General features: G+C 70.7%; 21 protein-coding genes and 1 tRNA gene. 10 read left to right on the top strand and 12 right to left on the bottom strand.

Annotated elements, in window-relative coordinates:
• Window positions 1–1093 precede the first annotated feature (1093 nt).
• Window positions 1094–1759 (top strand): response regulator transcription factor, encoded by a 666-nt coding sequence (locus Dfulv_RS37500; RefSeq protein ID WP_259868849.1) that lies wholly within the window; start codon window positions 1094–1096, stop codon window positions 1757–1759.
• Window positions 1756–3141, top strand: coding sequence for a sensor histidine kinase (locus Dfulv_RS37495; protein WP_259858558.1), 1386 nt, complete (start codon window positions 1756–1758; stop codon window positions 3139–3141). The genes Dfulv_RS37500 and Dfulv_RS37495 overlap by 4 nt, the downstream gene beginning before the upstream one ends.
• On the opposite strand, the gene Dfulv_RS37490 is transcribed toward Dfulv_RS37495, so the two are convergent.
• From Dfulv_RS37490 to Dfulv_RS37465, 6 genes are all read right to left on the bottom strand, one after another.
• Window positions 3138–4058 (bottom strand): TAXI family TRAP transporter solute-binding subunit, encoded by a 921-nt coding sequence (locus tag Dfulv_RS37490; RefSeq protein ID WP_259858557.1) that lies wholly within the window; start codon window positions 4056–4058, stop codon window positions 3138–3140. The two genes, Dfulv_RS37495 and Dfulv_RS37490, sit on opposite strands and share 4 nt — an antisense overlap.
• Window positions 4059–4062: 4 nt before the next feature.
• Window positions 4063–4734, bottom strand: a complete 672-nt coding sequence (locus Dfulv_RS37485; protein WP_259858556.1) for an HAD family hydrolase — start codon at window positions 4732–4734, stop codon at window positions 4063–4065.
• A 3-nt stretch (window positions 4735–4737) separates the two neighbouring features.
• Window positions 4738–5811, bottom strand: a complete 1074-nt coding sequence (locus Dfulv_RS37480) for a carboxylate-amine ligase (protein WP_259858555.1) — start codon at window positions 5809–5811, stop codon at window positions 4738–4740.
• Window positions 5805–6791, bottom strand: a complete 987-nt coding sequence (locus Dfulv_RS37475) for an aldo/keto reductase (RefSeq protein WP_259858554.1) — start codon at window positions 6789–6791, stop codon at window positions 5805–5807. The genes Dfulv_RS37480 and Dfulv_RS37475 overlap by 7 nt, the downstream gene beginning before the upstream one ends.
• Window positions 6792–6979: 188 nt before the next feature.
• On the bottom strand, window positions 6980–8767 hold the full coding sequence (locus Dfulv_RS37470; RefSeq protein ID WP_259858553.1) for a bifunctional metallophosphatase/5'-nucleotidase: 1788 nt from the start codon (window positions 8765–8767) through the stop codon (window positions 6980–6982).
• 129 nt (window positions 8768–8896) lie between these two features.
• A complete protein-coding gene (locus Dfulv_RS37465) occupies window positions 8897–9151 on the bottom strand; it encodes a hypothetical protein (protein WP_259858552.1) in 255 nt (84 codons plus the stop codon).
• A 131-nt stretch (window positions 9152–9282) separates the two neighbouring features.
• Between Dfulv_RS37465 and Dfulv_RS37460 the strand changes: the two genes are divergently transcribed.
• Window positions 9283–10821, top strand: a complete 1539-nt coding sequence (locus tag Dfulv_RS37460) for a M28 family metallopeptidase (protein ID WP_259858551.1) — start codon at window positions 9283–9285, stop codon at window positions 10819–10821.
• A 1-nt stretch (window position 10822) separates the two neighbouring features.
• Here Dfulv_RS37460 and Dfulv_RS37455 read toward each other — a convergent pair whose 3' ends face one another.
• From Dfulv_RS37455 to Dfulv_RS37440, 4 genes are all read right to left on the bottom strand, one after another.
• On the bottom strand, window positions 10823–11440 hold the full coding sequence (locus Dfulv_RS37455; RefSeq protein WP_259858550.1) for a TetR/AcrR family transcriptional regulator: 618 nt from the start codon (window positions 11438–11440) through the stop codon (window positions 10823–10825).
• Window positions 11441–11510: 70 nt separating this feature from the next.
• Window positions 11511–13706, bottom strand: coding sequence for a hypothetical protein (locus Dfulv_RS37450; RefSeq protein ID WP_259858549.1), 2196 nt, complete (start codon window positions 13704–13706; stop codon window positions 11511–11513).
• 66 nt (window positions 13707–13772) lie between these two features.
• Entirely contained in the window at window positions 13773–14657 is an 885-nt protein-coding gene (locus Dfulv_RS37445) for a hypothetical protein (protein WP_259858548.1), read from the bottom strand.
• A 6-nt stretch (window positions 14658–14663) separates the two neighbouring features.
• Window positions 14664–15941: a sensor domain-containing phosphodiesterase gene (locus Dfulv_RS37440; RefSeq protein ID WP_259858547.1), complete on the bottom strand. Its 1278-nt coding sequence runs from the start codon at window positions 15939–15941 to the stop codon at window positions 14664–14666.
• A gap of 71 nt (window positions 15942–16012) precedes the next feature.
• Between Dfulv_RS37440 and Dfulv_RS37435 the strand changes: the two genes are divergently transcribed.
• Complete coding sequence (locus tag Dfulv_RS37435) at window positions 16013–16567, top strand: hypothetical protein (RefSeq protein ID WP_259858546.1); 555 nt, start codon at window positions 16013–16015, stop codon at window positions 16565–16567.
• Window positions 16568–17380, top strand: a complete 813-nt coding sequence (locus tag Dfulv_RS37430) for a spermidine synthase (protein ID WP_259858545.1) — start codon at window positions 16568–16570, stop codon at window positions 17378–17380.
• A gap of 179 nt (window positions 17381–17559) precedes the next feature.
• Here the strand turns inward: Dfulv_RS37430 and Dfulv_RS37425 are convergent.
• Window positions 17560–17633: transfer RNA gene (locus Dfulv_RS37425), tRNA-Leu, on the bottom strand.
• Window positions 17634–17741: 108 nt separating this feature from the next.
• Here Dfulv_RS37425 and Dfulv_RS37420 point away from each other — a divergent pair.
• The 5 genes from Dfulv_RS37420 (at window position 17742) to Dfulv_RS37400 (ending at window position 22557) form a co-directional block, all read left to right on the top strand.
• Entirely contained in the window at window positions 17742–18329 is a 588-nt protein-coding gene (locus Dfulv_RS37420; protein ID WP_406568042.1) for an ANTAR domain-containing response regulator, read from the top strand.
• A gap of 174 nt (window positions 18330–18503) precedes the next feature.
• Window positions 18504–19787 (top strand): branched-chain amino acid ABC transporter permease, encoded by a 1284-nt coding sequence (locus Dfulv_RS37415; RefSeq protein ID WP_259868846.1) that lies wholly within the window; start codon window positions 18504–18506, stop codon window positions 19785–19787.
• A gap of 10 nt (window positions 19788–19797) precedes the next feature.
• A complete protein-coding gene (locus tag Dfulv_RS37410; RefSeq protein ID WP_259858543.1) occupies window positions 19798–20793 on the top strand; it encodes a branched-chain amino acid ABC transporter permease in 996 nt (331 codons plus the stop codon).
• Window positions 20783–21754 carry an ABC transporter ATP-binding protein gene (locus Dfulv_RS37405; RefSeq protein WP_259858542.1) on the top strand — a complete coding sequence of 324 codons (972 nt, stop codon included), beginning with the start codon at window positions 20783–20785 and terminating at the stop codon, window positions 21752–21754. The genes Dfulv_RS37410 and Dfulv_RS37405 overlap by 11 nt, the downstream gene beginning before the upstream one ends.
• The gene (locus Dfulv_RS37400) at window positions 21751–22557 is read left to right on the top strand and encodes an ABC transporter ATP-binding protein (RefSeq protein ID WP_259858541.1); all 807 of its coding nucleotides are present in this window, start codon (window positions 21751–21753) and stop codon (window positions 22555–22557) included. Before Dfulv_RS37405 ends, Dfulv_RS37400 begins: the two co-directional genes overlap by 4 nt.
• Before the next feature lie 780 nt (window positions 22558–23337).
• Here the strand turns inward: Dfulv_RS37400 and Dfulv_RS37395 are convergent.
• Entirely contained in the window at window positions 23338–24597 is a 1260-nt protein-coding gene (locus Dfulv_RS37395) for an ABC transporter substrate-binding protein (RefSeq protein ID WP_259858540.1), read from the bottom strand.
• Between the last annotated feature and the right edge of the window lie 7 nt (window positions 24598–24604).

Below are 24604 nucleotides of genomic sequence, written 5' to 3'. Positions count from 1 at the left end.
CCGCACACCCCGGTACATCGCACCAGCACGGCTGCCTCGAACGCGGCGACGGTCGAGGCTCGATAGCGGTCGCCGGTTGACACGATGTCCACCCTGACACCGTGGCAACTGCTGGGCCGCGGACGGAACCGCCGTCACCGTTCCTTGAGGAAGTCTTGAAGGACCACCTGTGTGCACCGGCTCTCGGCCAAGGGCACGCGGTCGGCGTCGAACAGTGAGGCCGCGCAGAAGACCACCGTCCCGGGGTCCGCCGCAGCACCGACCCTACGGCCCGTAGTCGACCCGGACGTGTCGGGCGGAAGAACTCCACGCGTCGATGTCCAACCTCGCCCGTCTCGCGGAGGCTGGCCCGGCTCTGATTCGACGGCACCTGACATACCTCCGGCCGGCAGCACGAGCGCGCCACCCGGATCGCCGGCGGCCTGCGGGAGTTCGGCGTCCGGCCGGGGAGAGCGGGTCACCGTCGTCATGGCCAACCGCCCCGAGGTCGCGCAGGTATACCAGACGGTGTGGCGCGCTGCCCGTGACCGACCGCGACGACGCCGACTTGGCCGCACTCATGTACACCGGCCGCGGCAAGGGTGTCCCGCTCAGCCACGCCAACCTGCCCAGCGCCGGGGTGCTCCAACGGTGGTTCGACCCGGCGGGCTGGCTCGAGCCGGCCCAGGCGCGCCGGGTGCAGGTCGCCGCGGCCGTGATCCTGGTCCGCAGCCCCAACGTCATGCACGGCTACTGGAACGGCGAGGGTCCGGCGGCCGACGGCTGGTTCGCCACCGGCGACATCGACGGCCTCGACGCGGACGGATACCTCACGATCGTCGACCGCAAGAAGGACATCATCATCCGCGGCGGGGCGTCGAGGCACGCACCCCGCCGTGGCGATGGCGGCGGTCGAGGAACTGGACGCGCACGTCCACCTGGTGGACCGGATCTCGCTGACGTCGGCCGGCATGCCGAACCGCAAAGCGTTGCGCGCTTTGGTGTAGACGCAATTGTGATGCCCGGTAAATCCGAACAAATAGTCACCATGGCGACACAATACTTGCAAGATCAACACGGCTGGAGACCGGCGACCTCTACCATGAGCGGCACGATGCGAGTGCTGCTGGTGGAAGACGACGCGCGGGTGGCGGCTGCTCTGGCCACCGCCCTGCGCCGGCGCGGTCACGAGACCGTGCACTGCATGACGGCGGAGAGCGCGCTCGAGACCTTCGCCGCGGAGCCGTTCGACCTGGTGCTGCTCGACCTCAACCTGCCAGACGGCGACGGCATCGACGTGTGTCGCACCCTGCGGCGCAAGGACGAGAGCGTCGCCATCATCGCCGTCACCGCCCGCGCCGAGGAACGCGACCGGGTCGCCGGCCTGCAGACCGGCGCCGACGACTACGTCGTCAAGCCATACTCGATGGCCGAGCTCAACGCCCGGATCGAGGCGGTCCTGCGCCGCGCAGCCCGGGCCGCGCCCGCGCCGACCGAGGTGATCGCCGCCGGTCCGGTCAGCATCGACGTGGCGGCCCGCCGGGTGCGGATCAACGGCCGCGAGATCGCCCTGACCCGCAAGGAGTTCGAGATCCTCGCCGTGCTGGCCCGCACGCCCAACGTCGTGGTCTCGTACGATCGGCTGATCCTCGCCGTCTGGCAGACGAGTTTTGTCGGGCGGCACACGCTCGACGTCCACGTCGGCTCGCTGCGCGCCAAGCTCGACGTGCCCGGGCTCGTCCAGACCGTCCGCGGCGTCGGTTACCGGCTGGCACCGTGAGGGTCCGGCTCGTCGGGACGTATCTCGTGCTGCTCCTGCTGGTGCTGGCGGCACTCGAGGTACCGCTGGCGATGACCCTGGCCGCCCGGGACACCCAGCGGCTCGTCGCCGACCGGCTCGCCGACGCCACCCGCTTCGCCACGCTCGCCGAACCGGCGCTGCGCGCGAACGACACCAAGGAGATGACCGACGAGCTGATGCGCTACGACGAGCTGTACGGCATCGCCGCACTCGTCGTCGACCAGGACGCGCACCAGGTCGTCAGCTCCCGGGTCGACCTGAATCTCCTCGGCAACGCCGACGTGCAGCGGCAGGTCCACCGCGCTCTGGAGGGGCGGGAGGCCAGCGACGACGGCACCGTCTGGCCGTGGCGGACGGAGCCGTTCGTGGTCGCCGCGCCGGTCGGCCGCGGCGGCGAGGTCATCGGCGCGGTCGTGACGATCTCGCCGACCCGGCACCGGGCCAACGCGGTCGGGACCGCCTGGAGCGTGCTCGCCGGCGGCGGGCTGATCGTGCTGTTCGCCGGGATCGTCGCCGCCTACTCGCTGGCCCGCTGGACCCTGCGGCCCGTCGCCGAGCTCGACGCCGCCGCGCACGAGCTGGGCGCCGGCGACTACGCGGCCCGGGTGCCGGCCGCCGACGGCCCGCCGGAACTGCGCCGCCTCGGCACCGCGTTCAACGAGATGGCGGCCACCGTCGCCGACTCCCTCGAGCGCCAGCGCGCGTTCGTCTCCAACGCCAGCCACCAGCTGCGCAACCCGCTCACCGCGCTGCGGCTGCGCGTCGAGGACCTCGGCGCCGACCTCACCGACCCGGACGCCGTCGAGGGGCACAAGCTCGCCCTCGAAGAGGCCGAGCGGCTCGGCGAGGTCCTCGACAGCCTGCTCGCGCTCGCCCGCGCCGAGCGGGGCCGCTTCGAGCTGGCGGACATCGACGCCGGCGAGGTGGCCTGGGCCCGCGTCGTCGCCTGGCAGCCCGTCGCCACGAAAAAACAGATCACGCTGCGGTACGTCCGGCCGCCGCGCCCCCTGCGCGCGCGTGCCGTGACGACGGCGATCGACCAGGCCCTCGACGCCCTCATCGACAACGCCGTCAAGTTCTCCGGGCCGGGCGCGACCGTCACCGTCCGCCCCACCGCCGACGAGGGCGGCGTGGCCGTGCACGTCATCGACAACGGGCCCGGCCTCACCGAGCAGCAGCGGGAGCTGGCGACGGTACGGTTCTGGCGGGCACCCGACGCGCAGAACGTCGACGGCAGCGGCCTCGGCCTGCCGATCGTCGCGGTCCTCGTCGACGCGTCGGGCGGGCGGCTCGACCTGCTGCCGAACGACCCGACCGGCCTGCACGCCCGGCTCTGGTTCCCCAGCCCGCCCCAGGCCTAGGCCTTCTGGTCGCGGTAGTAGCGCACGGCGCCCGGGTGCAGCACCAGCGGCGGGGTGCTGATCGCGGAGCGGACGTTGAGCCGGGCCGCCGCCTGGTGCGCCTTCGCCAGCTCGTCACGCCCCTCGAACAGCAGCTGCGTCAGGCCGAACGCGAGCGGCTCGGGCATCGACACCCGCACGACGAGGTAGTTGGCGATGCCGATGGCGACCGTGGCGCTGATCCCCGGGTACGTCGATGCCGGCACCACCCGCTCCGCGTAGTACTGGCCATAGAGAGCGCGCATCTCCAGCACCGTCTGCTGCAGGTCCAGCAGCCGGATCGGGAACTCCTGGGCGAGGTTGCCGATCGAGCTCACCGGCAGGCCGCCGGAGAAGAAGAACGCGTCGACGTGGCCCCGCTTCAGCGCCGCCGCCGAGTCGTCCAGGCCCAGCTGCCGCCGGTCCACCGGCACGCCGGCGACGCCGAGGATCCGGTCGGCGGTGACCGCGGTGCCGGATCCGGGCGCGCCGACGGACACCGGGCGGTCGCGCAAGTCGGCGACGGACTTCACCGGACCGCCGGCGGCCACGACGACGTGGATGTAGTCGTCGTACACGCGGGCGAGCGCGGCGAGCTGGCCCGGGCTGGACTTGTTGCCGGCGCCGGCGACGTCGGACTGCGTGAAGCCGAGCTCGGCCTGGCCGGTGATGACGAAGTGGACGTTCTCCTCGGACGCGGCGGTCTGCAGGACGGAGGCGTGGACCTCCGGCAGATACGTCTTGGCGAGGTTCGCGATCGCCGTGCCGTACTTGTAGTAGACCGCGCCGGAGCTGCCGGTCGCGATCCGCAACGTCCCGGAGGCCTCGGCCCCGTCCGACTCACACGCGCTGAGCAGGGCCGTCGACAGCGCGCCGGCGAGCAGCGTCCGCCGTTTCACACCGTCACCTCCGCTGCGCTCCGGTGCCGGCTTGAAGCACTGAGCCTATGGTGAGCGGCCCCACGCCCAGCAGGGTCCGCAGTGTGCCGATCGTGCTCTCGGTGTCCTGATGGTGGAGCGTGGTCATGCCCAGCGCCCGGGCCGGCTTCAGGTTGCCCCGCAGGTCGTCGACGTAGACGCACTCGTCCGGGGCCAGGCCCACCGCTTGTGCGCCCAGTGCGTAGATCTCCGGGCTCGGCTTGCGCATACCGACGTCACCGGAGATGACCACGCCGTCGAACAGTTCGCCGAGCAGCACCCGGTCGTAGCGGTCGACGCCCCAGGAGTTGGAGATCAGGCCGGTGCGGATGCCGTGCCGCCGGGCGGCGCGCACGAAGTCGAGCATCACCACGTCGTCGGCGGTCCCGCCCATCAGCCGCTCGATCAGCCCGTCGGGCTCGACGCGCAGCAGCTCGGCGAAGCGCCGCTCGAACTCCGGCTCCGGGAGGGTGCCGTCCTCCAGACCGGCGAGTAGCTCCCGGGCGACAGGGTCGGTGCGGAAGAGGTCCCGCACGGAGCCCGGTGGCAGCCCCTCCCACGCGCAGAAGGCGTCGAACGACACGAACACGTCGGTGGTGAGCACACCGCCGTAGTCGACCAGAAGGCCCTTGGGCGGGGTCGTCCGCGGGGTCGTCATGGCCTAAGGTTGCCGGGTTTCCGCCACGAGCGCCAGGACGGCCTCCCGGTGGGACGGCGCCTGGCGCTGCCGGGTCGCCGACGTGCCGCGGCCGCGCAGGCCGGCGAGCAGGTCGATGGCCGTCTCCCACTCGCCGCGGGCCTCCAGCGCCGGCCGCACGTGGGTGAGCAGCGCGTCGATGCGCACCCCGGCGGGCACGGCGGTGCGGGTCGCCGGGTCGACGAGGTGCCCGCTCAGGCCCGAGCGGGCCGCCCGCCAGGTTGCCGCGCGCAACAGCACCTGCGGTGCCTCGGGCAGCGGCCGTCCGGCGTCGTCCTCCTCGGCCGCCGTCGTCACCAGGGCGCGGGCCAGGGCGGCGAGCAGCACCACGTCGTCGACCCGCGGGCACGAGTCGGCGACCCGGACCTCGACGGTGGGGTAGCGGGCCGACGGCCGGGCGTCGAAGTACACCATGCCGGCGTCGCTGATCACGCCGCTCTCGACCAGTGTTTCGACGACCTTCTCGTATTCGGCGGCCGACGCCAGGTCGGGCGGCGGGCCGACGGTCGGCCAGCGGCTGGTGACAACCGTGCGGTACGAGGCATAGCCGGTGTCCTGGCCGGCGAAGTACGGCGAGCTGACGCTCAGCGCCAGCAGCACCGGCAGCCACTCCCGGACACGCCGCGTGATGCGCACCGCCTGGTCCTTGTCGGGCACGCCGACCTGGACCTGGCACGCGGCGACCTGCTGCTCGTCGACGAGCTGCCGGTACTCCTGCGCCATCCGCTCGTAGCGCTCGTCCGGGTAGACGCGGCTCGGTCCGCTGCCCGAGTCCGGCACGGTCCCCGCCGCGACGGGCGCCAGGCCCAGCCGGTCGCACGCCGCGGTCAGGGAACGGCGCTTCTCGATGATGTCGGCCCGCAGCCCCGACAGGTCGGTCTGGACGGCGGTCGCGGTCTCGACCATCGACCGGTGCAGCTCCGGCTCGGCGTCGGCGCCGCGCAGCACCCGCCGCGCGGCGGCCTCGAGCTCGCCGGTCTCGGCGTTGACGACGTGGAACTCCTCCTCCACGCCGATCGTGTCGCCGACGCTCACCATCGGCTGTGCACCGACGCGCGGATGAGCTCGTCGTAGACGTCCTTGACCGCGTCGTGGGTGACGGCCGGCAGCGGCGGGAGGTCGCCGACGGCCGCGTTGCCGCGGGCCTGCTCGCCGTTGCGGGCGCCCGGGATGACCACCGAAACGGCCGGGTGGTCGATGATCCAGCGCAGGGCGAACTGCGCCATCGTCATCTGCTCCGGCTTGAGCGGGGCCAGGCGGCGCACGGCGTCGAGCCCGGTGGCGAAGTCGACGCCGGAGAAGGTCTCGCCCTGGTCGAAGGCCTCGCCGTGGCGGTTGTACGTGCGGTGGTCGTCGGCGCCGAAGGTGGTGTGTTCGTCGTACCGGCCGGAGAGCAGCCCACTGGCCAGCGGCACCCGCGCGATGATGCCGACGCCCATCTTCTCGGCCGCGGGCAGCACGTCGTCGAGCGGCTTGAGGCGCAGCATGTTGAAGATGATCTGCACGGTGGCGACGTTGGGCCGGGCGATCGCGGTGAGGGCCTCCGCGGCGGTCTCGACGCTCACGCCGTACGCCATCATGCGGCCCTCCTGCACCATGAGGTCGAGCGCGTCGAAGACCTCGTCGGTGGAGTAGACCTCGGTCGGCGGGCAGTGCAGCTGGACCAGGTCGAGTGTGTCGACGCCGAGGTTCGCCCGCGACCGGTCGTTCCAGGCGCGGAAGTTGTCGAGGTTGTACCGGCTCGCCTCCTGCGGCACACGACGGCCCATCTTGGTCGCGACGGTGACCGTGCGGCCGGTGGGGAGCCCGCGGAGGAACTGTCCGATGAGCCGCTCGCTGCGGCCGTCGCCGTAGACGTCGGCGGTGTCGATGAAGGTGACGCCGGCCTCGTGCGCGGCGATGAGCGTCGCCAGGGCCTCGTCCTCGTCGACCTCGCCCCAGTCGGCGCCCAGTTGCCATGCTCCGAGCCCGACGACGCCGACCGGGACCCCCGTGCGCCCCAATGCCCTCTCCTGCATGACGTTCACCCTATGTCGCGGGTGATCGCCCCGCCCGCCAGCCGCCGCGCTGGCCGCGCTGCCCACGCAGGCCAGGCAGGCCAGGCACGCCGCGATCTTGGAGTTGTGGTCCTTGCTATGTCAGCATTTTTCGGACATTTCCGGGACCACAACTCCAAGATCGCGTGGGGAGGGAGAGGGGGCGGCGGTCAGAAGACGGGGACGGCCTCGCGGACGAGCTTCCAGTTCGGGACGTAGAAGTCGGACGGGTTGATTGAGCCCTTGGCCTGGGCCCACTCGATCAGGAGCTGCCGGATCTCCTGCTGGGCGTTGTAGACCTGGGGCTTCACGATGCCGGGGAAGTTGCCACCGCCCGAGCGGCGGTAGTTGTTCACCGCGACCACGAACTGCTCGGTGTCGGACACCGGGGTGCCGGTGCCGGGGTGGACCAGGCGCGTGATGCGCTGGCCGACCGGGCGGCTGATGTCGATGTCGTACTCGACGCCCGAGATGGTGTCGTAGTTGTAGTCCGGCACCGACGAGTCGCTGATTTTCGCCGGGTCGACCGGGGCGCCCGGGGCGAGCGTCACGAAGTACTTCGCCGAGTACTCCAGGTACGCGCGCACCTCGGCGCCGGTGAGCACCACCGCTTCCAGGGTGTTGTCGTAGATGTACAGCCCGGCGACGTCCTTGATCTTGACCTCGCCGGCCGGGAACACGGCGGTGCGGGAGAACGGCGCGGCGATCGAGAGGACCGGCAGCGCCGTGCCGACGGCCGCGGCCACGGTGTCGGTCTGGACCTTGTTGATGTAGTCCAGGATCGGCGTGTCCTTGTACCGCGACTCGGCCGCCGACAGCGTCTCCGTCGACGTGGCGACGACCTGGTTGACGTACGCCACCGTCTTGTTGTGCTGGGCCCGGACCGCCGCCAGCACCTTCGGGTCGGCCTCGACCGTGTTGGTGTTCAGCGTGGTGGCCTGCTTCGCCGTGATCGTCCAGCGGCCGCGGTCGCGGGACAGCGTGAAGTCCATGCGGGTCAGCCGCTGGCCCCACCTCGACGGCTCGGACAGCAGCACCTGCGCGCCGGTCGCGGTGTTGGTGACGAAACGCTGCGGCACCTCGTTGTGCGCGTGCCCGAAGAGGATCGCGTCGATGCCGGAAACCTTCTCGGCGATGAGCGCCGACGGATTCTCGTTCGGCAGTTCCGGGCCGTAGCTGGACGTGCCGTTGTCGCCGCCGTGCGCGGAGATCAGCACGAGGTCGGCGCCCCGGCGGCGCATCTCCGGCACGTACTTCGCCGCGGTCTCGACCATGTCGTCGAAGCGCAGCTTGCCCTCGACGTTGGCCTTGTCCCAGATGGCCACGCCGGGATTGGTGAGGCCGAGGATGCCGACCCGGAGCGTCGGGGCGCCCTTGCCGAGGTCGACCTTCTTGATGACGTACGGCGCGAAGGCCGGCCGCCCGGTCCTGACGTTGACGGCGTTGGCCGCGAGGGCCGGGAAGCCCAGCTGGCGGATCCAGAGGTCGAGCAGCGGCAGCCCGTAGTTGAACTCGTGGTTGCCGAGCGTCACCGCGTCGTACTCGATGACGTTCATCGCCCGCGCCATCGGGTGCTTCTCGCCCGTGCTGGTGATCGGCTCCTGCTTGGCGTAGTACGTCGCCAGCGGCGTGCCCTGGATCGTGTCGCCCGCGTCGAGGACCAGCGTCGCCCTGCCACGCCGTTCCGCGCGGATCCGGTTGACCAGCGTCGCGACCTTGGCGAGGCCGACGTCGTTGTGGGCGCTGTCGTCGTACTCGGCGTCCTTGTAGTAGTCCCAGTTGTAGACGTTGCCGTGGGTGTCGGACGTGCCGAGCAGCGTCAGGTCCCACGTCTTCGGCGTCCCGGGGCGGTGCGCCTCGGCGGCCGACGCCGCGGCCGGGGCCACGAGCGGTGCCGCGGCGGCTGCCGCCGCGACGGTGAGGACCTGCCGCCGGGTGGTGCCGGAGGGGTTGGTCATGATGTGCCTTCCGTGATGGTCGGGGCGCCTCGTGGGCGCCGCCACGCACCATAACGGGCGGTCGATGCGGGCGCGACCAGCCACGACCCGCGTTCCCACCCGCGTGGTGCACACGTCACCGGTGGTTCATCAGCCCGTCCAGCCGAGCGCGGCCTCGCCGAACGAGAGCACGCCGAACCAGATCGCCGCGTCGAGGACCGGGACCGCGAGCGTCCACAGTGGCCGTTCGCCGCGCACGAGTCGCAGGGCGAACACGGTCATCCCCACCCAGATCACCAGTAGCAGGACAACCGCCCAGCCCGGGGCGAGCAGCCCGGACGCGGCGTACCACACGACGGTTGCCAGGTGCGCGGCGAAGCCGACCCAGCCGAGAGCCTTCTGCACGCGCTCATGGTATGAGCCAATCGGTAGGTTGACGTTTGTCGATGTATGTCGAGATACTCCGGGCAGCCCGCCGACGGACGGTTGATCCCACCGCGACGGGCTGTGACCCTCAATCCAAGGGAGACGCCCACGTGAAGACGTCCCGCCTGCTCACGGCCGCCGCGGCGCTCGTCGCCGCCGTCCCGCTCGCCGCCGCGGCGAGCCCGGCCAGCGGCGCGCCCGGCAAGATCCTGCTCGCGGCCGCGCCGAACATCTCCGTCACCAACGTCAAGGCGCACCTCAGCCAGCTCCAGAGCATCGCCACCGCCAACGGCGGCAACCGCGCGCACGGCCGCCCCGGCTACCTGGCCTCCGTGAACTACGTGAAGGGGCAGCTCGACGCGGCCGGCTACACGACCGTCGTGCAGTCCTTCACGTACAACGGCGCCACGGGGTACAACCTCATCGCGGACTGGCCCGGTGGGGACCCGAACGACGTGCTCATGCTCGGCTCGCACCTCGACAGCGTCACCGCGGGACCCGGCATCAACGACAACGGCTCCGGCTCGTCGGCCATCCTGGAGGTCGCGCTCGAGGTCGCCCGGCAGCAGCTGACGACCACCAAACACCTGCGGTTCGGCTGGTGGGGCGCGGAGGAGCTCGGCCTGCGCGGCTCGGCGTACTACGTCAACAACCTCGGCGCGACCGAGCGGTCGAAGATCAAGGCATACCTGAACTTCGACATGGTGGGCTCGCCGAACCCCGGCTACTTCATCTACGACGGCGACAACTCCGACGGCGTCGGCTCGGGCCCCGGCCCCGCCGGCTCCGCGGCGCTGGAGCGGGTGCTGCAGGACTACTTCGTGTCGATCGGCGTGCCGACGGAAGGTACCGACTTCGACGGCCGCTCCGACTACGGGCCGTTCATCAACGCCGGCATCCCGGCGGGCGGCACGTTCACGGGCGCCGAGGGCCGCAAGACCGCGGCGCAGGCGAGCAAGTGGGGCGGCGCGTCCGGCACGGCGTTCGACCGCTGCTACCACAGCTCCTGCGACACGACCGCGAACATCGACGACACCGCGCTGGACCGCAACGCCGACGCGATCGCGTACGCGGTCTGGACCCTGGCGACGGGCACCACCACCCCGCCGGGCACCACGGTCTGGAGCGACACCTTCGAAACAGCCACCGGCTGGACCGCGAATCCCTCCGGCACCGACACCGCCACGTCCGGCACGTTCGAACGCGGCGACCCGGCGGCCACCTCCTCCGGTGTCGCGCTGCAGCTCGGCACCACCGTCAGCGGCTCGTACGACCTGGTGACCGGCGCGGCCGCAGGGTCGAGCGCGGGCGCCAACGACGTCGACGGCGGGCTCACCAGCATCCGCTCCCCGGCGATCACGCTGCCGTCGGCGGGCACGCTGACGCTGCGGTTCTCGTGGTACCTCGCCCACCTCAACAACGCGACCAGCGCCGACTTCCTGCGGGTGCGCGTCGTCGGCGCCACCACGACGACCGTGTTCACGCAGGCCGCCGCGGCGTCCGACCGGGCCGGCGCGTGGGCGTCGGCGAGCGTCGACATCAGCTCCTACGCCGGGCAGTCGGTCCGGATCCTCGTCGAGGCCAACGACTCCGGCACGGCGAGCCTGGTCGAGGCCGGCGTCGACGACGTGAGCATCGTCCGGTCCTGACTCAGTGACGGGGGCCGGTCTGCCGTGCACCGGCCCCCAGCAGGGCGCGGACACCCTCGAGATACATGGCGCGATCGAGGTGCCCGAGCAGCACTTTCTGCAGGATGTACCCCTGGAGCAGCCCGAAGATCGTCGCGCCGATCGCCGACGGATCCGCGTCGCGGGGGAGCTGGCCGTCGGCCTGGGCACGCGCCGCCAGGGCGGTCGCGCTCTCCCGCACCTGCGAATAGATGCCCGCCACCAGGTCGCCGAACTCGGGATCGTGCACCGCCTCGCCCCACACCTGGACCGCGATGCGCACCGGCCCGTCGTCGGTGAGGTTCTGGTCGACCTGGCGCAGCACCTCGTCGAGCACCTCGTCCAGCGGCGGCATCGGCTCCTGGCGCAGCGACTGGTCGACCGTGCCGAGGATGGTGCCGATCTTCTCGCCGGCGAGTGCCTTGATCAGCTCGGCCTTGCTGCTGAAATATCGGTAGAACGCGCCGACGGAGAGGCCGGCCTCCTTGATGACGTCCTGCATCGAGGTCTGATGGAATCCGTTGCGCACGAAGCAGCGCGTCGCCGCCTCGATGATCTGTTGACGGCGGGCGGCGAGGTGAGCTTCGGAAACGCGCGGCACCCTCCCATTGTAGAACGAACGCTCGCTCACTTACCGGTGATCACCGACTCGCGCGTGATCGATGGGTGTCCTACACGCGGGTGGCGCTGAAGATCATCGTGGTCATCACCACGCCGGCCGTGGCGGCGTTCGACAGGACCAGGCGGGGGCTCAACGCCGTGATCGGGGCGTTCTTGTCCACCGCCGTGGCCTTGCGGCTGCCCGTCGAGAACGCCGTCAGCTCCACGCCGCCGTCGACCGTCGGCTTGCAGGTCACCTGCAGCGGGGTCGACGCGGTCGTGGGCGGGCCGGCGTTCTTCGGCTTCGCCGACGCGCCGAGTTTGACGTGCTGGTCGCCGACGTGCTTGTAGATCTCGATGATGCCGTCGGCGGCCACCTCGAAGCTGTACCCGTTGGCCAGGTTCGCCCCGTCGAAGCAGCCGGCGCCGATCTTCGCCCCGCCCGCCGCCTTGCCGATCGCGGCGAACTCCAGGTCCATCGCGAAGCCGCCGCCCGGCACGCTGAGCTTCTGCTCCGGGCCGGGCGCGACGCACCGCGCATTGGGCTGCTCGGCGGTCACCCGCAGCGCGTCCGGCACCTCGATCTTGCAGCCGCCGGCGGCACCCCACGAGACCTTCTGCTGCAGCGCGGCCACGGTCTTCGTGCCCTTCAGCGGCCACGGGCCGACCGAGCCCAGCCAGCACGCGATCACCGGCCTGGGCTGCCAGCCGTCGCCGTCCAGGCCGGCGGGCAGCAGCGGCTGCTCCAGCGGCAGGAATGACTGCCCGAACGGTACGCCCAGATAGTCGCCGTAGGACTGTTCGCACACGGCCCGCGAGGCGATCTCGACCGCCGCCTTGCCGGGGTCGACGGTGAAGGGCAGGTGCCCGACGAACGTGACCTCACCGACGTGCGCACCGTTGCACGGCGCCACGTACCGCAGCTGCGACGACCCGCCGATCCAGTCGAAGCACTCGCCGGCCCTGAGCTCGAACTGGTCGCCGACGAAGCTCGCCGCCGCCGACTCCGCGGGCCGGGCCAGGGCCTTGGCGATCCGGTCGCCGTCGGCGTTGTCCGCGACCGGCAGCCCTTTGTCGAACAGCGCGACCAGCGAGGGGGACAGGCCGTCGACGGTGAGCGACGTGTCGTGGACCGCCTGCCGGTGGTCCGGCGACAGGCCGGCGACCACGACGACCCGGCCGTTCTCGGTGCGCAGGTAGTACTCGAAGCCCAGCCAGTGGCCCGCGCCCACCGCGCCGAGCGGCACGGCGAGCGCCACGGCGAGGACCGCGTAGCCGGTGACCGTGCCCCAGGCCCGCCCCACCGACGCGGCGACCACCGCGGCGGCCCCGGCCAGCACGCCGCCGAGCAGGGCGATCGCGCCGCCGGAGGCGAGGACCAGGCGCAGCGGCTCGGCCAGCAGGAAGCCGACGATGCCGCCGGCGCGTGAGGTGCCGCCGTCGAGCAGATCCGGGTTGCCGCGCACCAGGTGCAGCAGGCCCAGTGCGGCCAGCACGATGCCGGTCGACCGGGTCAGGACCCGCTCGCGCACGAATATCAGCGTGGCGACGGCCAGCGTGCGCAGCTCCTCGCCGGTCCACAGCCGGCGGTCCACCAGCGGCACGAGCGGCAGCTGCCACGGCCACGGCTCGCGGTGCAGGCGCGGCAGCGGCCAGGCCAGCAGCAGCGGCAGGACGGGCAGGGCATAGGCGCCGTAGCCGGAGAAGAACTGCGCGACGGCACGCACGACGCCGCTGACCGGCACCTGCGGCACCCACAGCAGGACCGCCAGCGCCACCGCGGACAGGACGGTGACCGCGAGCCGGACCCACGACGGGCGCGGCGGCCTGGGACGCGGCGGCGGCCCGGCCGTCGGCGGATCCTCGACGCGCGGGGGAGCCGTCGCCACCGCGCCCTCGCCGCCCCACAGGTCGTCCGTGGTCGGCACCCGGCGGGTGCGGCCGGTGAAGACACCCGTGTCGGCGTGCTCCCCGGTGCGCTCCAGGTCCGGGCGGCGCTGCGCGGGCGGCGCACCGCGGCGGGGACGGCGGTGCGCGCCGGACTCGGCCGCGGTCGCGCCCCGCCAGTCGGTGAGGGCGGCGCGGACCTGGTCGGTGGCGGCGACGCCGAGCAGCGCCGCGGCCACCAGGGTCAGCACGATCCGCCAGACGGGCGGCGCCGGCGCGAAACCGAGCAGCGTGGAGATGCCCAGCACGCCCGCGGTGGCGAGCGTCAGCAGGCCGACCGCGGGAAGTACGGCGCGGAAGCGGCGACCGACCTCGGACACGGCTGCGAGCATGGCACCCGCCGTATCCCATCGCAACCGACCTAAGTCTGGCTTAAAACTCGCTGCTCACATCTGGGTGTGGCCGGCCGCGCACGCGTCGATGACCGGCTTGAACGCGGCCACCTCGGTATCGGTGATCTTCAGCTCGGTGTACAGCGGCTCGCCGCCGTCGAGGCTGACGAAGGCGGGGAAGACGTACGGCTTCTTGATCTCGGCGAGGGCGTGCGGGGTGCACCGCTCGCCGTCGACGACGATCGGGATGCGCAGCTCGTCCTCGCCGGGGCGGAGCACGCCGTACGGCTTCGGGGTCTTCTCCCGCAGCGGGATCGGCAGGACCTCCAGCAGGATGCTGCCGGTGAACTCCTGGAGTGTGATCGTGCCCGGGAACCCGACCCGCCGGACGACGACCGTGCCGTTGACCCAGCCGCTGGGCAGCGGGGTCCAGGGGCCGAACGTGAACGTGGCCTGCCGGTCGAGGAACGCCTGCCGGCAGTCGATCGTGAGGAGCTTGTCGAGCATCGGGTCGGGGTCGGGCAGCGGCAGGCGGATGTCGTGGACCGCGCCGTCCTCCGTGCGCACCTTGAACGCGACGTGCGACGCGGCGCTGCGCGGCTTGAGCTCGTCGCCGCTGCAGATGCCGGTGCCGTAGGAGACCGGCACGTCGACCCGCAGCCCGCCGACCGGCAGCGGGGCGTCGACCTGCACCGGACCCACGCCCTTGAAGGACGGGGCCTGCAGCTCGACCTGCACGACGGTGATCTTCGCCGGGCCGTCGTTGTTCATCGAGATCTGCACGGTGTGCCGGACCTCGTCGACCCGGCCCTGGGTGAGCTCGACGCGCATCACCACGGGCTGCTCCGGCGGCGCCTGCGGCCGGGGTGCGTTGCCGGCGAGCGCGGCGCCGCCGAGCGCCACCAGGACCACCAGTGCGAGGAGCAACACCCGCTTCATGACCGCCTATGTTGGCACGATCCAGTGCAGGAGCGCACGGGCCGCGTCGAGCACGAGGTCCCGGTCGTAGGTCAGCGCGTAGGTGAAGCGCCGGTCGGCGTCGTCGCCGGTGTCGGCGAGGTCGCGGGCGACGAGCGCGCCGGCGAAGTGCGGCCCGACGACCACGACGTTCCACTCGCCGCGCAGCGGGTCGTCGCCGCCGAGCGCGGTGCCGCGCACGCCCGGTGCCGGCTCGGCGGGCAGTTCGGTGGCGAGCGCGGCGACGAGGGCGGCGGTCCCGGCGGCCGCGGCGTAGCGGCGGGCGGTCGCCGGGGTGAGGAACCGTCCCTCCTGGAAGCTCGCCAGCAGCATCGGCGGCTCCGCCGGGTCCAGGGCCTTGGCCTCCAGGTAGCGGCTGAGGGGCAGCAGCATGCGTTTTGTCGCCTCGGCCGTCGGCCTGCGGGCGGCGACGATCTCGTACGGGGTGCGCCCGCCGCTGGTCGCCGGCGGCACCACGAACGGGACGCTCAGCGTGGACCACCGGTCCGCCACGTCCGGCGGCAGCGGGCCGGGCCGGCCGAACAGCCAGCCCTGGCCGAGGGTGGCGCCCATGCCGAGCGCCGCGGCGAGGTGCTCCTCGGTCTCGATGCCCTCGGCCAGCACGGCGGCGCCCGACCGTTCGGCGTAAGCGACGATCGCGTTGACGACCCGGGCCGCGGAATCGCCGTCCGGCCGCTGGGTCAGGTGCCGGTCGACCTTCACCACGTCGGGGTGGACGAACGGCATGACCGCCGGCGACGCGGGCTCGGCGCCGACGTCGTCGAGGGCGACGCCCCACCCGGCGGCGCGGCACGCCTCGGCGGCGGTCAGCAGCGCCGACAGGTCGTGGCCGACGGCCCGCTCCGTCATCTCGGTGACGACCCGCAGGCGCAGCTGCGCGTCGAGGATGGTCGGCGCCAGGTCGGGCGGGCACGGCACGTCGAGCGCCCGCGGCTCCGCGTTGACGAAGAGCGTCAGGCCGTACGGGAGGCCGGCGTCCATCGCCGCGCGGTACGCGGTCGCGCGGCAGATCCAGTCGAGCTCGGCGAGGCGGCCCCGCCCCGCGGCGGCGTCGAACAGTTCCAGCGGCGACTCCCACGGCGTGCCGGCCGGGCCACGGGTGAGGGCCTCGTAGCCGACGACCTCATGGCGTTTGCGCCGCCACGAGTCGAGCCGGACGATGGGCTGGAAGACCGTGGTGACCGCGCGGGCGTCGAGCACGTCGTCGACGCTGCGTATGACGGTGGTACCGGCCTCCATGTCCATGTTTTCGTCCTGCGGAGCGGCGTCATGAGGGTTTCACCGCTGCCGGGCTTCCTCGGGTAGGTTGTGGCGCGATGCGACGTGTACTCGTGCTGGGGCTGCTCGCTGCCGTGACGGCGCTGCCGGCACTGACGGCCTGCTCGTCCGGCTCCTCCGGTGCGGGCACCTCCCCGACCGGCTCCTCGTCGACCCGCACCGCCGGTTGCGCCGCCACGCCGTCGCCCGACTCGGTCGACCCGGTGGACGTGGCCGGCCAGATCGGGCAGAAGGGCGAGGCCGACTTCGCCGCCGTCTTCGCCGGTGCCCGCGTCGGCGACGAGGGTGTCGACGTCTACCGCAAGCCGTCCGCCGAGTTCGACGCGTGGGTCCTCGCGACGTTCCGCGACGCGTGCGTGCTGCTGCACGACGCCAGGTTCTCCGCCGGCGAGCTCGCCAAGCGGTACGACCAGGTCAGCGACGACCACGCCTACTGGTCGTCGCAGGGCGTCGAGGTCAACAGCGTGAGCTCCGACTTCGTGCGCGGCGTGGTTGTCGTCGGCACGGCGGACGTCGACCGGGCCGCCCCGCTCTTCAAGGCCCGGTATGCCGACGGCGTGCCGGTGGAGCTCGTGAAAGAAGCACCCGCGTAAGTGGCCGGCGGTTGGCGGGACATCGTCAACGGGATCGCGGAGGACGTCGACCTCGGCGCCGCGCGGCTCCTGCGTGACCCACGGCGGAAGGGCGGCTGGACGCTCCTGGTCGAGGAGGTCCAGCAGTCGTACGTCGACGTCCGCGACCCGACGTACCTCAGCTTCGAGTACACCCGGCGGATCGGCTCGATCGTGGACACCGTGGCGCCGGCCGGGCGGCCCATCCGGGTGTTGCACCTCGGCGGCGGCGCGTTCACGATGCCGCGGTACATCGAGGCGACCCGGCCCGGCTCCGCCCAGGTGGTGGTGGAGCGGGACCGGCGGCTGGCCGATTTCGTGCAGCGGATCCTGCCGCTCGGCTTCGACCTGGAGATCGTCTTCGACGACGCCCGATCCGCCGTCGCGGGATGGCGGGCGGAGGACTTCGACCTGGTCATCGGCGACGTGTACGTGGCGGCGCAGATGCCGGAGAGCGTCAGCGACGTGACGTTTGCGGCGTCGGTGGCGCGGGTCCTGCGGCCCGAGGGCATCTACGCGGTCAACGTCGCCGACCTGGCGCCGCTCGCGTTCTCCCGGAGTCAGGCCGCGACGTTGCGGACGGCCTTCGACGACGTCTGCCTGGTGGTGCGCCCGGAACTGCTGCGCGGCCGCCGATTCGGCAACGTGGTGTTCGCCGCCGCGCTGCGGGCCGGGCGGCTCCCGGTGGCACGGCTGGCCGCCATCGCCGGCTGTGACAGGCAGCCTGCGCAGGTTGTCAGCGGTGCCGGCCTCGACCTCCTCACGGAGGGCGCGGTTCCGGTCGTTCTCGACTGAGGCTCGTTCCGCCGGAGGCTTCGTACGCTTGGAGTAGCGCCGCATTCGCCGTGCGGTCGCAAGTTTTCCGCAGGGACGGCCGCGTGACTGACGTCTCCACGACACCGGCCGGCGGGATCGAGCCCGCCCGGTCTGTCCGGATTGCCCGCCGATGGTGGCGCCGAGCAGGTTGTTGTGCGTGCCCCGGGTGGGATTCGAACCCACACTGTCGGAGGTTTGAGCTCCGTTCCTCTGCCGATTGGGATACCGGGACGAGTACGCCGCACCAGGGTACCCACTACTCTGATCGCGACGGTAATCGCCGTCGTGTCGTGTCGGATCTGATCGGGAGTGGCTAGTGGCCGAGGCACAGAGCCGTCGGGTGCTCATCGCGGAAGACGAGGCCCTCATCCGCCTTGATCTCCGGGAGATGCTCATCGAGGAGGGCTACGACGTCGTCGGCGAGGCCGGCGACGGCGAGACTGCCGTGCGCCTCGCCGAGGAGCTCAAGCCCGATCTGGTCATCCTGGACATCAAGATGCCGATCATGGACGGACTGGCCGCGGCCGAGAAGATCGCCGGCGGCCGGATCGCGCCGGTTGTCATCCTCACCGCCTTCAGCCAGCGTGACCTCGTCGAGCGGGCGCGTGCCGCAGGCGCGATGGCCTATCTGGTCAAGCCGTTCCAGAAGAGCGACCTGGTGCCGGCGGTCGAGATCGCCGTGTCGCGGTTCGCCGAGCTGTCGATACTCGAGGCCGAGGTCGCCACGCTCACCGACCGGCTGGAGACCCGCAAGGTCGTCGAGCGGGCAAAGGGCCAGCTCATGGCGACCTATGGCATGAACGAACCGCAGGCGTTCAAATGGATCCAACGGACCGCTATGGATCACCGCATGACGATGCGGGAAGTGGCCGACCGGATCATCGCGGAAACCGCCGGCGGTAACAGCTCCGTAACCCAGGAGTCCTGACCTTTTACCAGCGCACGACGCGTTTCGGCAGGCATCCTCCAACATCGAATAACGGCTTGGTAACGGTCCGCAATTGCCTTACGGCGCGGGCTATGATCCGCCAGTCCCGAGGGTCGGGACGGCCCCCGCCAATACCCGTTGATTCGAGGAGCACCATTGCGTAGAGCCGTGATCATGCTCACGGCCTTCCTGGCCTGCGTGATGCTCTCCTTCGGCGTCGGCGCCACAAGCGCCTGGGCCGAAGGCGAAGCACTGCAGGGAACGTTGACCAACAACGGCGCTCCGGTCGCCGGCGTCAAGATCAAAGCGTTCACCCAGGACGGCGCGCCCGTCGGCGAAGCCACATCCGACGAGCAGGGCAAATGGAGCGTCCCGGTGCCTGGCCCCGGGAGCTACAAGGTCGACCTCGACCAGTCAACGCTGCCGTCCGGCGTCACGGTGACGAACGGCCGGCCGAGCCTCACGCCGTCGGTGGCCGACGGTCAGGCTCGAAACGTGCTGTTCCCGCTCGGCGGGGGATCGGGCGGGACGGCCACGGGCAACCAGAACCAGCCGGCGGCGCCGTCCGCGCCGTCGGAATGGGACCGGATCGCCAACCTGTTCTACTCGGGCATCCATTTCTCGCTCATCATCGCGCTGGCCGCGCTGGGCATCTCGCTGATCTTCGGTACGACCGGCCTGACCAACTTCGCGCACGGTGAACTGGTCACCTTCGGCGCGCTGATGGCGTTCCTGTTCAACGTGACCATCGGCCTGCCGCTGGTGCTCTCGGGCGTCATCGCGGTCGCCATCGGCGCCGGCATGGGCTACGTGCAGGACAGAGCGTTCTGGGGCTGGTTGCGAAAGCGCCGCACCAACCTGGTCACAATGATGATCATCTCGATCGGCCTGTCGCTCGCCGTGCGGTACCTGTACCTGTACTTCTTCGGCGGCGACTCGCGCGCCTTCTCCGAGTACAACTCCCAGCCCGGCGAGAAGTACGGGCCCTTCCTCATCGCGCCGAAGAACCTCGTCGCCGACGCGATCGCGATCGCGGTGCTGGTGGCGGTGTCGATGGCGCTGCTGATGACCCGGCTGGGCAAGGCGACCCGCGCGGTCGCCGACAACCCGGCCCTCGCCGCTGCCTCCGGCATCAACGTCGACCGCATCATCCGGCTGGTCTGGACGCTCGGCGGCGGCCTGGCCGCACTCAGCGGTGTCCTGCTCGGCGTCTACCAGAACGTCAGCTTCCAGATGGGCTTCCAGATCCTCCTGCTCATCTTCGCCGCGGTGACGCTCGGCGGCTTCGGCACCGCGTGGGGCGCCCTGCTGGGCAGCCTGGTGATCGGCCTGTTCATCCAGTTCTCGACCTACTGGATTCCGTCGGAGTTGAAGAACGTGAGCGCGCTGGCGGCGCTGATCCTGATTCTGCTCTTCCGGCCGCAGGGCATCCTCGGCCGCCGGACCCGGATCGGCTGAGGGGGACACGATGAACTGGGAAAGCATCTTCAGCGTGTCGCTCGAAGCGATCGTCGGGTCCACCACCATTGCTTACGCTCTCGCGGCCATCGGCCTCAACGTCCACTTCGGATACACTGGCCTGCTCAACTTCGGCCAGTCGGCCTTCCTGGGCGTCGGCGCCTACGGCATCGCCATCACCGTCTCCACGTTCGGCCTGCCGCTGTGGCTCGGCGTCGCGATCGGTCTCGGCGCGTCGATCCTGCTCGCGTTGCTGCTGGGCATCCCGACGCTGCGCCTGCGCGCCGACTACCTGGCCATCGTCACGATCGCCTCGGCCGAGATCATCCGGCTCCTCTACCGCGCCACCGACCTGCGCAAGTGGACCGGCGCCTCGGACGGCCTGCAGGGCTTCTCGCAGGACTTCTACGCGCTGAACCCGTTCGCGGGCAGCGGCGGCATCGATCTCGGCCTGATCACCTTCTCCGACCGGGAGGTGTGGATCCTGCTCGTCGGCTGGATCCTCGTGGCGCTCAGCTGCCTCGTCGTCTGGCTGCTCATGAAGAGCCCGTGGGGCCGCGTGCTCAAGGCGATCCGCGAGGACGAGGACGCGGTGCGCAGCCTCGGCAAGAACGTCTTCTCGTACAAGATGCAGGCGCTCGTCCTGGGCGGTGTCATCGGCAGCCTCGGCGGTTTCGTCTTCGCCCTCGACCGGGCGGCGGTGCAGCCGGACACCTACGGCACCGAGTTCACCTTCTTCGCGTACACGATCGTGATCCTCGGTGGCGCGGCCCGGGTCTTCGGCCCGGTCGTCGGCTCGATGATCTTCTGGGTGCTGCTGGTCTTCATCGACTCGACGCTCAGCGAGATGTCGAACAACAAGGTCCTGCCCGACTGGTTCATGAGCACCACGCAGGCCGGTTCGGTCCGGTACATCCTGGTCGGCCTCGGCCTGGTCCTGCTGCTGATCTACCGCCCGCAGGGCATCTTCGGCGACAAGAGGGAGGTCATGCTCGATGTCCGCTGAGACCACCGGGCGCACGGCCCGCGACCGGGCGGTGGCGGCCCTCGCCGACCTGCCCAACGAGCCGGGCGTGCCGAAGCCCGACCCGATCCTCGTCGCCGACAACGTGGTGCGCCGCTTCGGCGGCCTCACCGCCGTCGACGTCAAGCACGTCGAGATCCAGCGCGGCTCGATCACCGCGCTCATCGGCCCCAACGGCGCCGGCAAGACGACGTTCTTCAACCTGCTGACCGGCTTCGACGTGCCCGACGAGGGCACATGGACGTTCAACGGCAAGTCGCTGTCCGGCGTGCCGGCGCACAAGGTGGCCCGGTCCGGCATGGTCCGCACGTTCCAGCTCACCAAGGCGCTGTCGAAGCTCAAGGTCATCGACAACATGCGCCTCGGCGCGACCGGGCAGAAGGGCGAGGGCTTCTGGCGGGCGCTCGTCCCCGGCGTCTGGAGGCAGCAGGAGGCCGAGATCACGGCGCGAGCCGAGGACCTGCTCACCCGCTTCAAGCTGATCGCCAAGAAGGACGACTTCGCCGGCAGCCTCTCCGGCGGCCAGCGCAAGCTCCTGGAGATGGCCCGCGCCCTCATGGTGCAGCCGGAGATGGTCATGCTCGACGAGCCGATGGCCGGGGTCAACCCGGCGCTGACGCAGTCGCTGCTCGGCCACGTCAAGCAGCTGCGCGAGGACGGCATGACGGTGCTCTTCGTCGAGCACGACATGGACATGGTCCACGACATCAGTGACTGGATCATCGTCATGGGCCAGGGCGGCGTCATCGCCGAGGGCACGCCGGACAAGGTCATGGCCGACCCGCGGGTCATCGACGCGTACCTCGGCGCGCACCACGACGGTGCCGTCAAGAGCGTCGGCGGCGAGGAGATCGACGCCGGCACGCTGGACGAGGGCGACTCGGTGACGCTGGTCCCGGCGGTCGACGAGCTCGACGACGAAGACGGAAAGGACCGCAAGTGACCGCCCTTCCCGAAGAAGAGCTCCCGTCGCCCGCGACCGGCAACGAGGTCGTCGACCGCAGCGAGCACCTGGCCAAGGCCGAGGGTGCCGTCCTGCGCGCCGACGACGTCGTCGCCGGCTACCTGCCCGGCATCAACATCCTCAACGGCGCCGACCTCTACGTGCACGACGGCGAGCTGGTCGGCATCATCGGCCCCAACGGCGCCGGCAAGTCCACCCTGCTCAAGGCCATGTTCGGGCTGGTGAACGTCCGTACCGGGTCGGTGACCCTGCGCGGCGAGAACATCACCAACCTCAAGGCGCACGCGCTGGTCGAACGGGGCATCGGCTTCGTGCCGCAGACCAACAACGTGTTCGCGGCGCTGACCATCGAAGAGAACCTGCAGATGGGCACCTTCCTGCGGCCCAAGCGGTTCAAGGAGCGCTTCGAGTTCGTCACCCAGCTGTTCCCGACCCTGGCCGAGCGGCGCAGGCAGCGGGCCGGCCTGATGTCGGGCGGCGAGCGGCAGATGGTGGCCATGGCCCGGGCGCTCATGATGGAGCCGACGGTCCTGCTGCTGGACGAGCCGTCGGCCGGCCTGTCCCCGGCCCTGCAGGACGAGGTGTTCTTCCGGACCAAGCAGATCAACTCGACCGGCGTGACGGTCGTGATGGTCGAGCAGAACGCCCGCCGATGCCTGCAGATCTGCGACCGCGGTTACGTCCTCGATCAGGGTCGTAACGCATACACGGCGTCGGGTCAGGATCTGATCAACGATCCCCGGGTGATCGAGTTGTACCTCGGGACGCTCGCCCGCGCCTGACGAATCGTTTTTGCCGGACAGAATCCCGCGCCATCCTCGGGTGGCGCGGGATTTCTCGTGCCCATGTGACAGTTGTTTCGGTGGTACATTTTCACGCCCTTTTTACAATCCCTTACTTGCGCATTCCGTCTCGACCGGATCAGCTTGTTCGGCCGTTCCGCCCCCCTTTCACCGGCCCGTCGTGCACCGCCTGTGCTCCAACGCCGGCGGCCCTCGTCGCCAGACTGGGCGACCGGCCCCGGGAGCTGCGCACCGAGACTGCACCGCCACTGGGGCGGGGCCGGCTGGCTGTCCGCCCGGACGCGCCGCACTGAGACCGCTCGCCCAGGGCCGTGGCTCATGATCCTGGGACGAATCCGGTCGTCGGGGAGCCTGTTGCGTAATTCGCTGGGACGGCGTTGGCGGCCCAATTACGCGCCGATCTTGGAGTTGTGGCGCCATGAACCTCCGAATTTGTCCGGGTTTGTCAAGGACCACAACTCCAAGATCGGCGCGGTTGTCGGGGTTGACGCGCGAGGGATCCGAATTGCGCAACAGGCTCCGGGGCGGCCGGATCTTTCCCTTGATCACGGGGCGTGCGTCCTGGGCGGGGCTTGCGCTTGGCACGGCCTGGTGGGGGCTTGGCACGACGGCGATGGCAGGGAGGGCCGCCAAGGCCCGACCGGTGTCTGGCGGGAGCGACGGTCGTGCGTTGCACGGACCCGAGTCCATCAAAAAATCCAAAGGGAAGGGCCCTCACCCGAGTGAACGGGTGAGGGCCCTGATGGCCTGGGGTCAGGCTCAGATCTTGCCGGTCTGGTACTTGACTTCCGAGACCAGCTTGTTGTCGTCACCGTAGGTGTAGACACCGATGGTGGCCTCGGCCGGGTCGCCGGCGTCGTTGAAGGAGATCGGGCCGCTGAGGCCGTCGTAGTCGATGTTCTTGCCGGCCTTGATCAGGTCGACGCACTGCTTGTACGTCGTGCACTTCTCGCCGTCCTTGGAGACGGTGATCAGGTGCTTGGCGATCTCGGCCGGGTTGTCGCTCTTGGCCTCCTCGGCGGCCAGGGCCGCGAGGATCGTGGCGTCGTAGGACTCGACCGCGTAGTTCCAGTCCTTGAGGTCCTTGTTGATCGCCAGGGCGCGGGTCTTGAAGTCCTGCTTGGTCTCAGCGCCGGGCTGCGTGCCCTTGTAGCCCTTCAGGGTGCCGGGAGCGAAGTCCTTCGAGTAGTCGGCGATGTTGCCGTCCACGAAGTACCACTTCTTCGACTTGAGGCCCTTCTCGACCAGCTTCGGGACGATCTTCTTGGTCTCGTCGAAGCCGATGATCGCGATCGCGTCCACGTTGGCGGCCGCGATGTCGTCGACCTCGGTGCTGAAGTCGGCGGCCTTCGGGTCGTACGTGATGGACTTGACGACCTTGCCGCCGCCGCTCTCGATCTCCTTCTTGGCGTTCTCGGCGAGGCCGACACCGTAGGAGTCGTTGAGGACCAGCATGCCGACGTTGGCGTTGCCGTCCTGGACGATCAGGTCACCGAGGACGCGGCCCTGCAGCGTGTCCGGCGGGGCGGTGCGGAAGTAGAGGCCCTTGTCGTTGTGCGTGGTGAACGCCGTCGACGTGTTGGCCGGCGAGATCTGCACCACACCCGCGCCGGTGATCTTGTCGATCACGGTCAGCGAGACGGAAGACGAGGCCGCACCGATGATGACGTCGGTCTTGTCGGTCAGCAGCTTGTTGACGGACTGGGAGGCGATGTCCGTGGACGTGTCGCCCGAGTCCATGTGCTGGATCTGGACCGGCTTGCCGAGGACGCCGCCGTTTTCGTTGATCTCCTTGATCGCGACGTCGACACCGGCGAACTCCGGCGGGCCGAGGAAGGCCAGCGAGCCGGTCTGCGGCAGGATCGTGCCGATCTTCAGCACGCCGTCGCCGGCGGCAGCAGCGCCGCTGGTGGCACCAGCGCTGGGCGAGTCGTCTTTCTTATCGCCACAAGCGGCGAGCGCCAGGCATGCGGCGCTCAGCACGGCGACCGAGCGCCATCCGAGATTGGGGCGGATCATCACCTGT

Source organism: Dactylosporangium fulvum (genome assembly GCF_025137375.1).
Taxonomy (GTDB): domain Bacteria; phylum Actinomycetota; class Actinomycetes; order Mycobacteriales; family Micromonosporaceae; genus Dactylosporangium; species Dactylosporangium fulvum.
The sequence above is the reverse complement of the archived record's forward strand: the minus strand, read 5'-3'. Positions and strand labels throughout refer to the sequence as shown.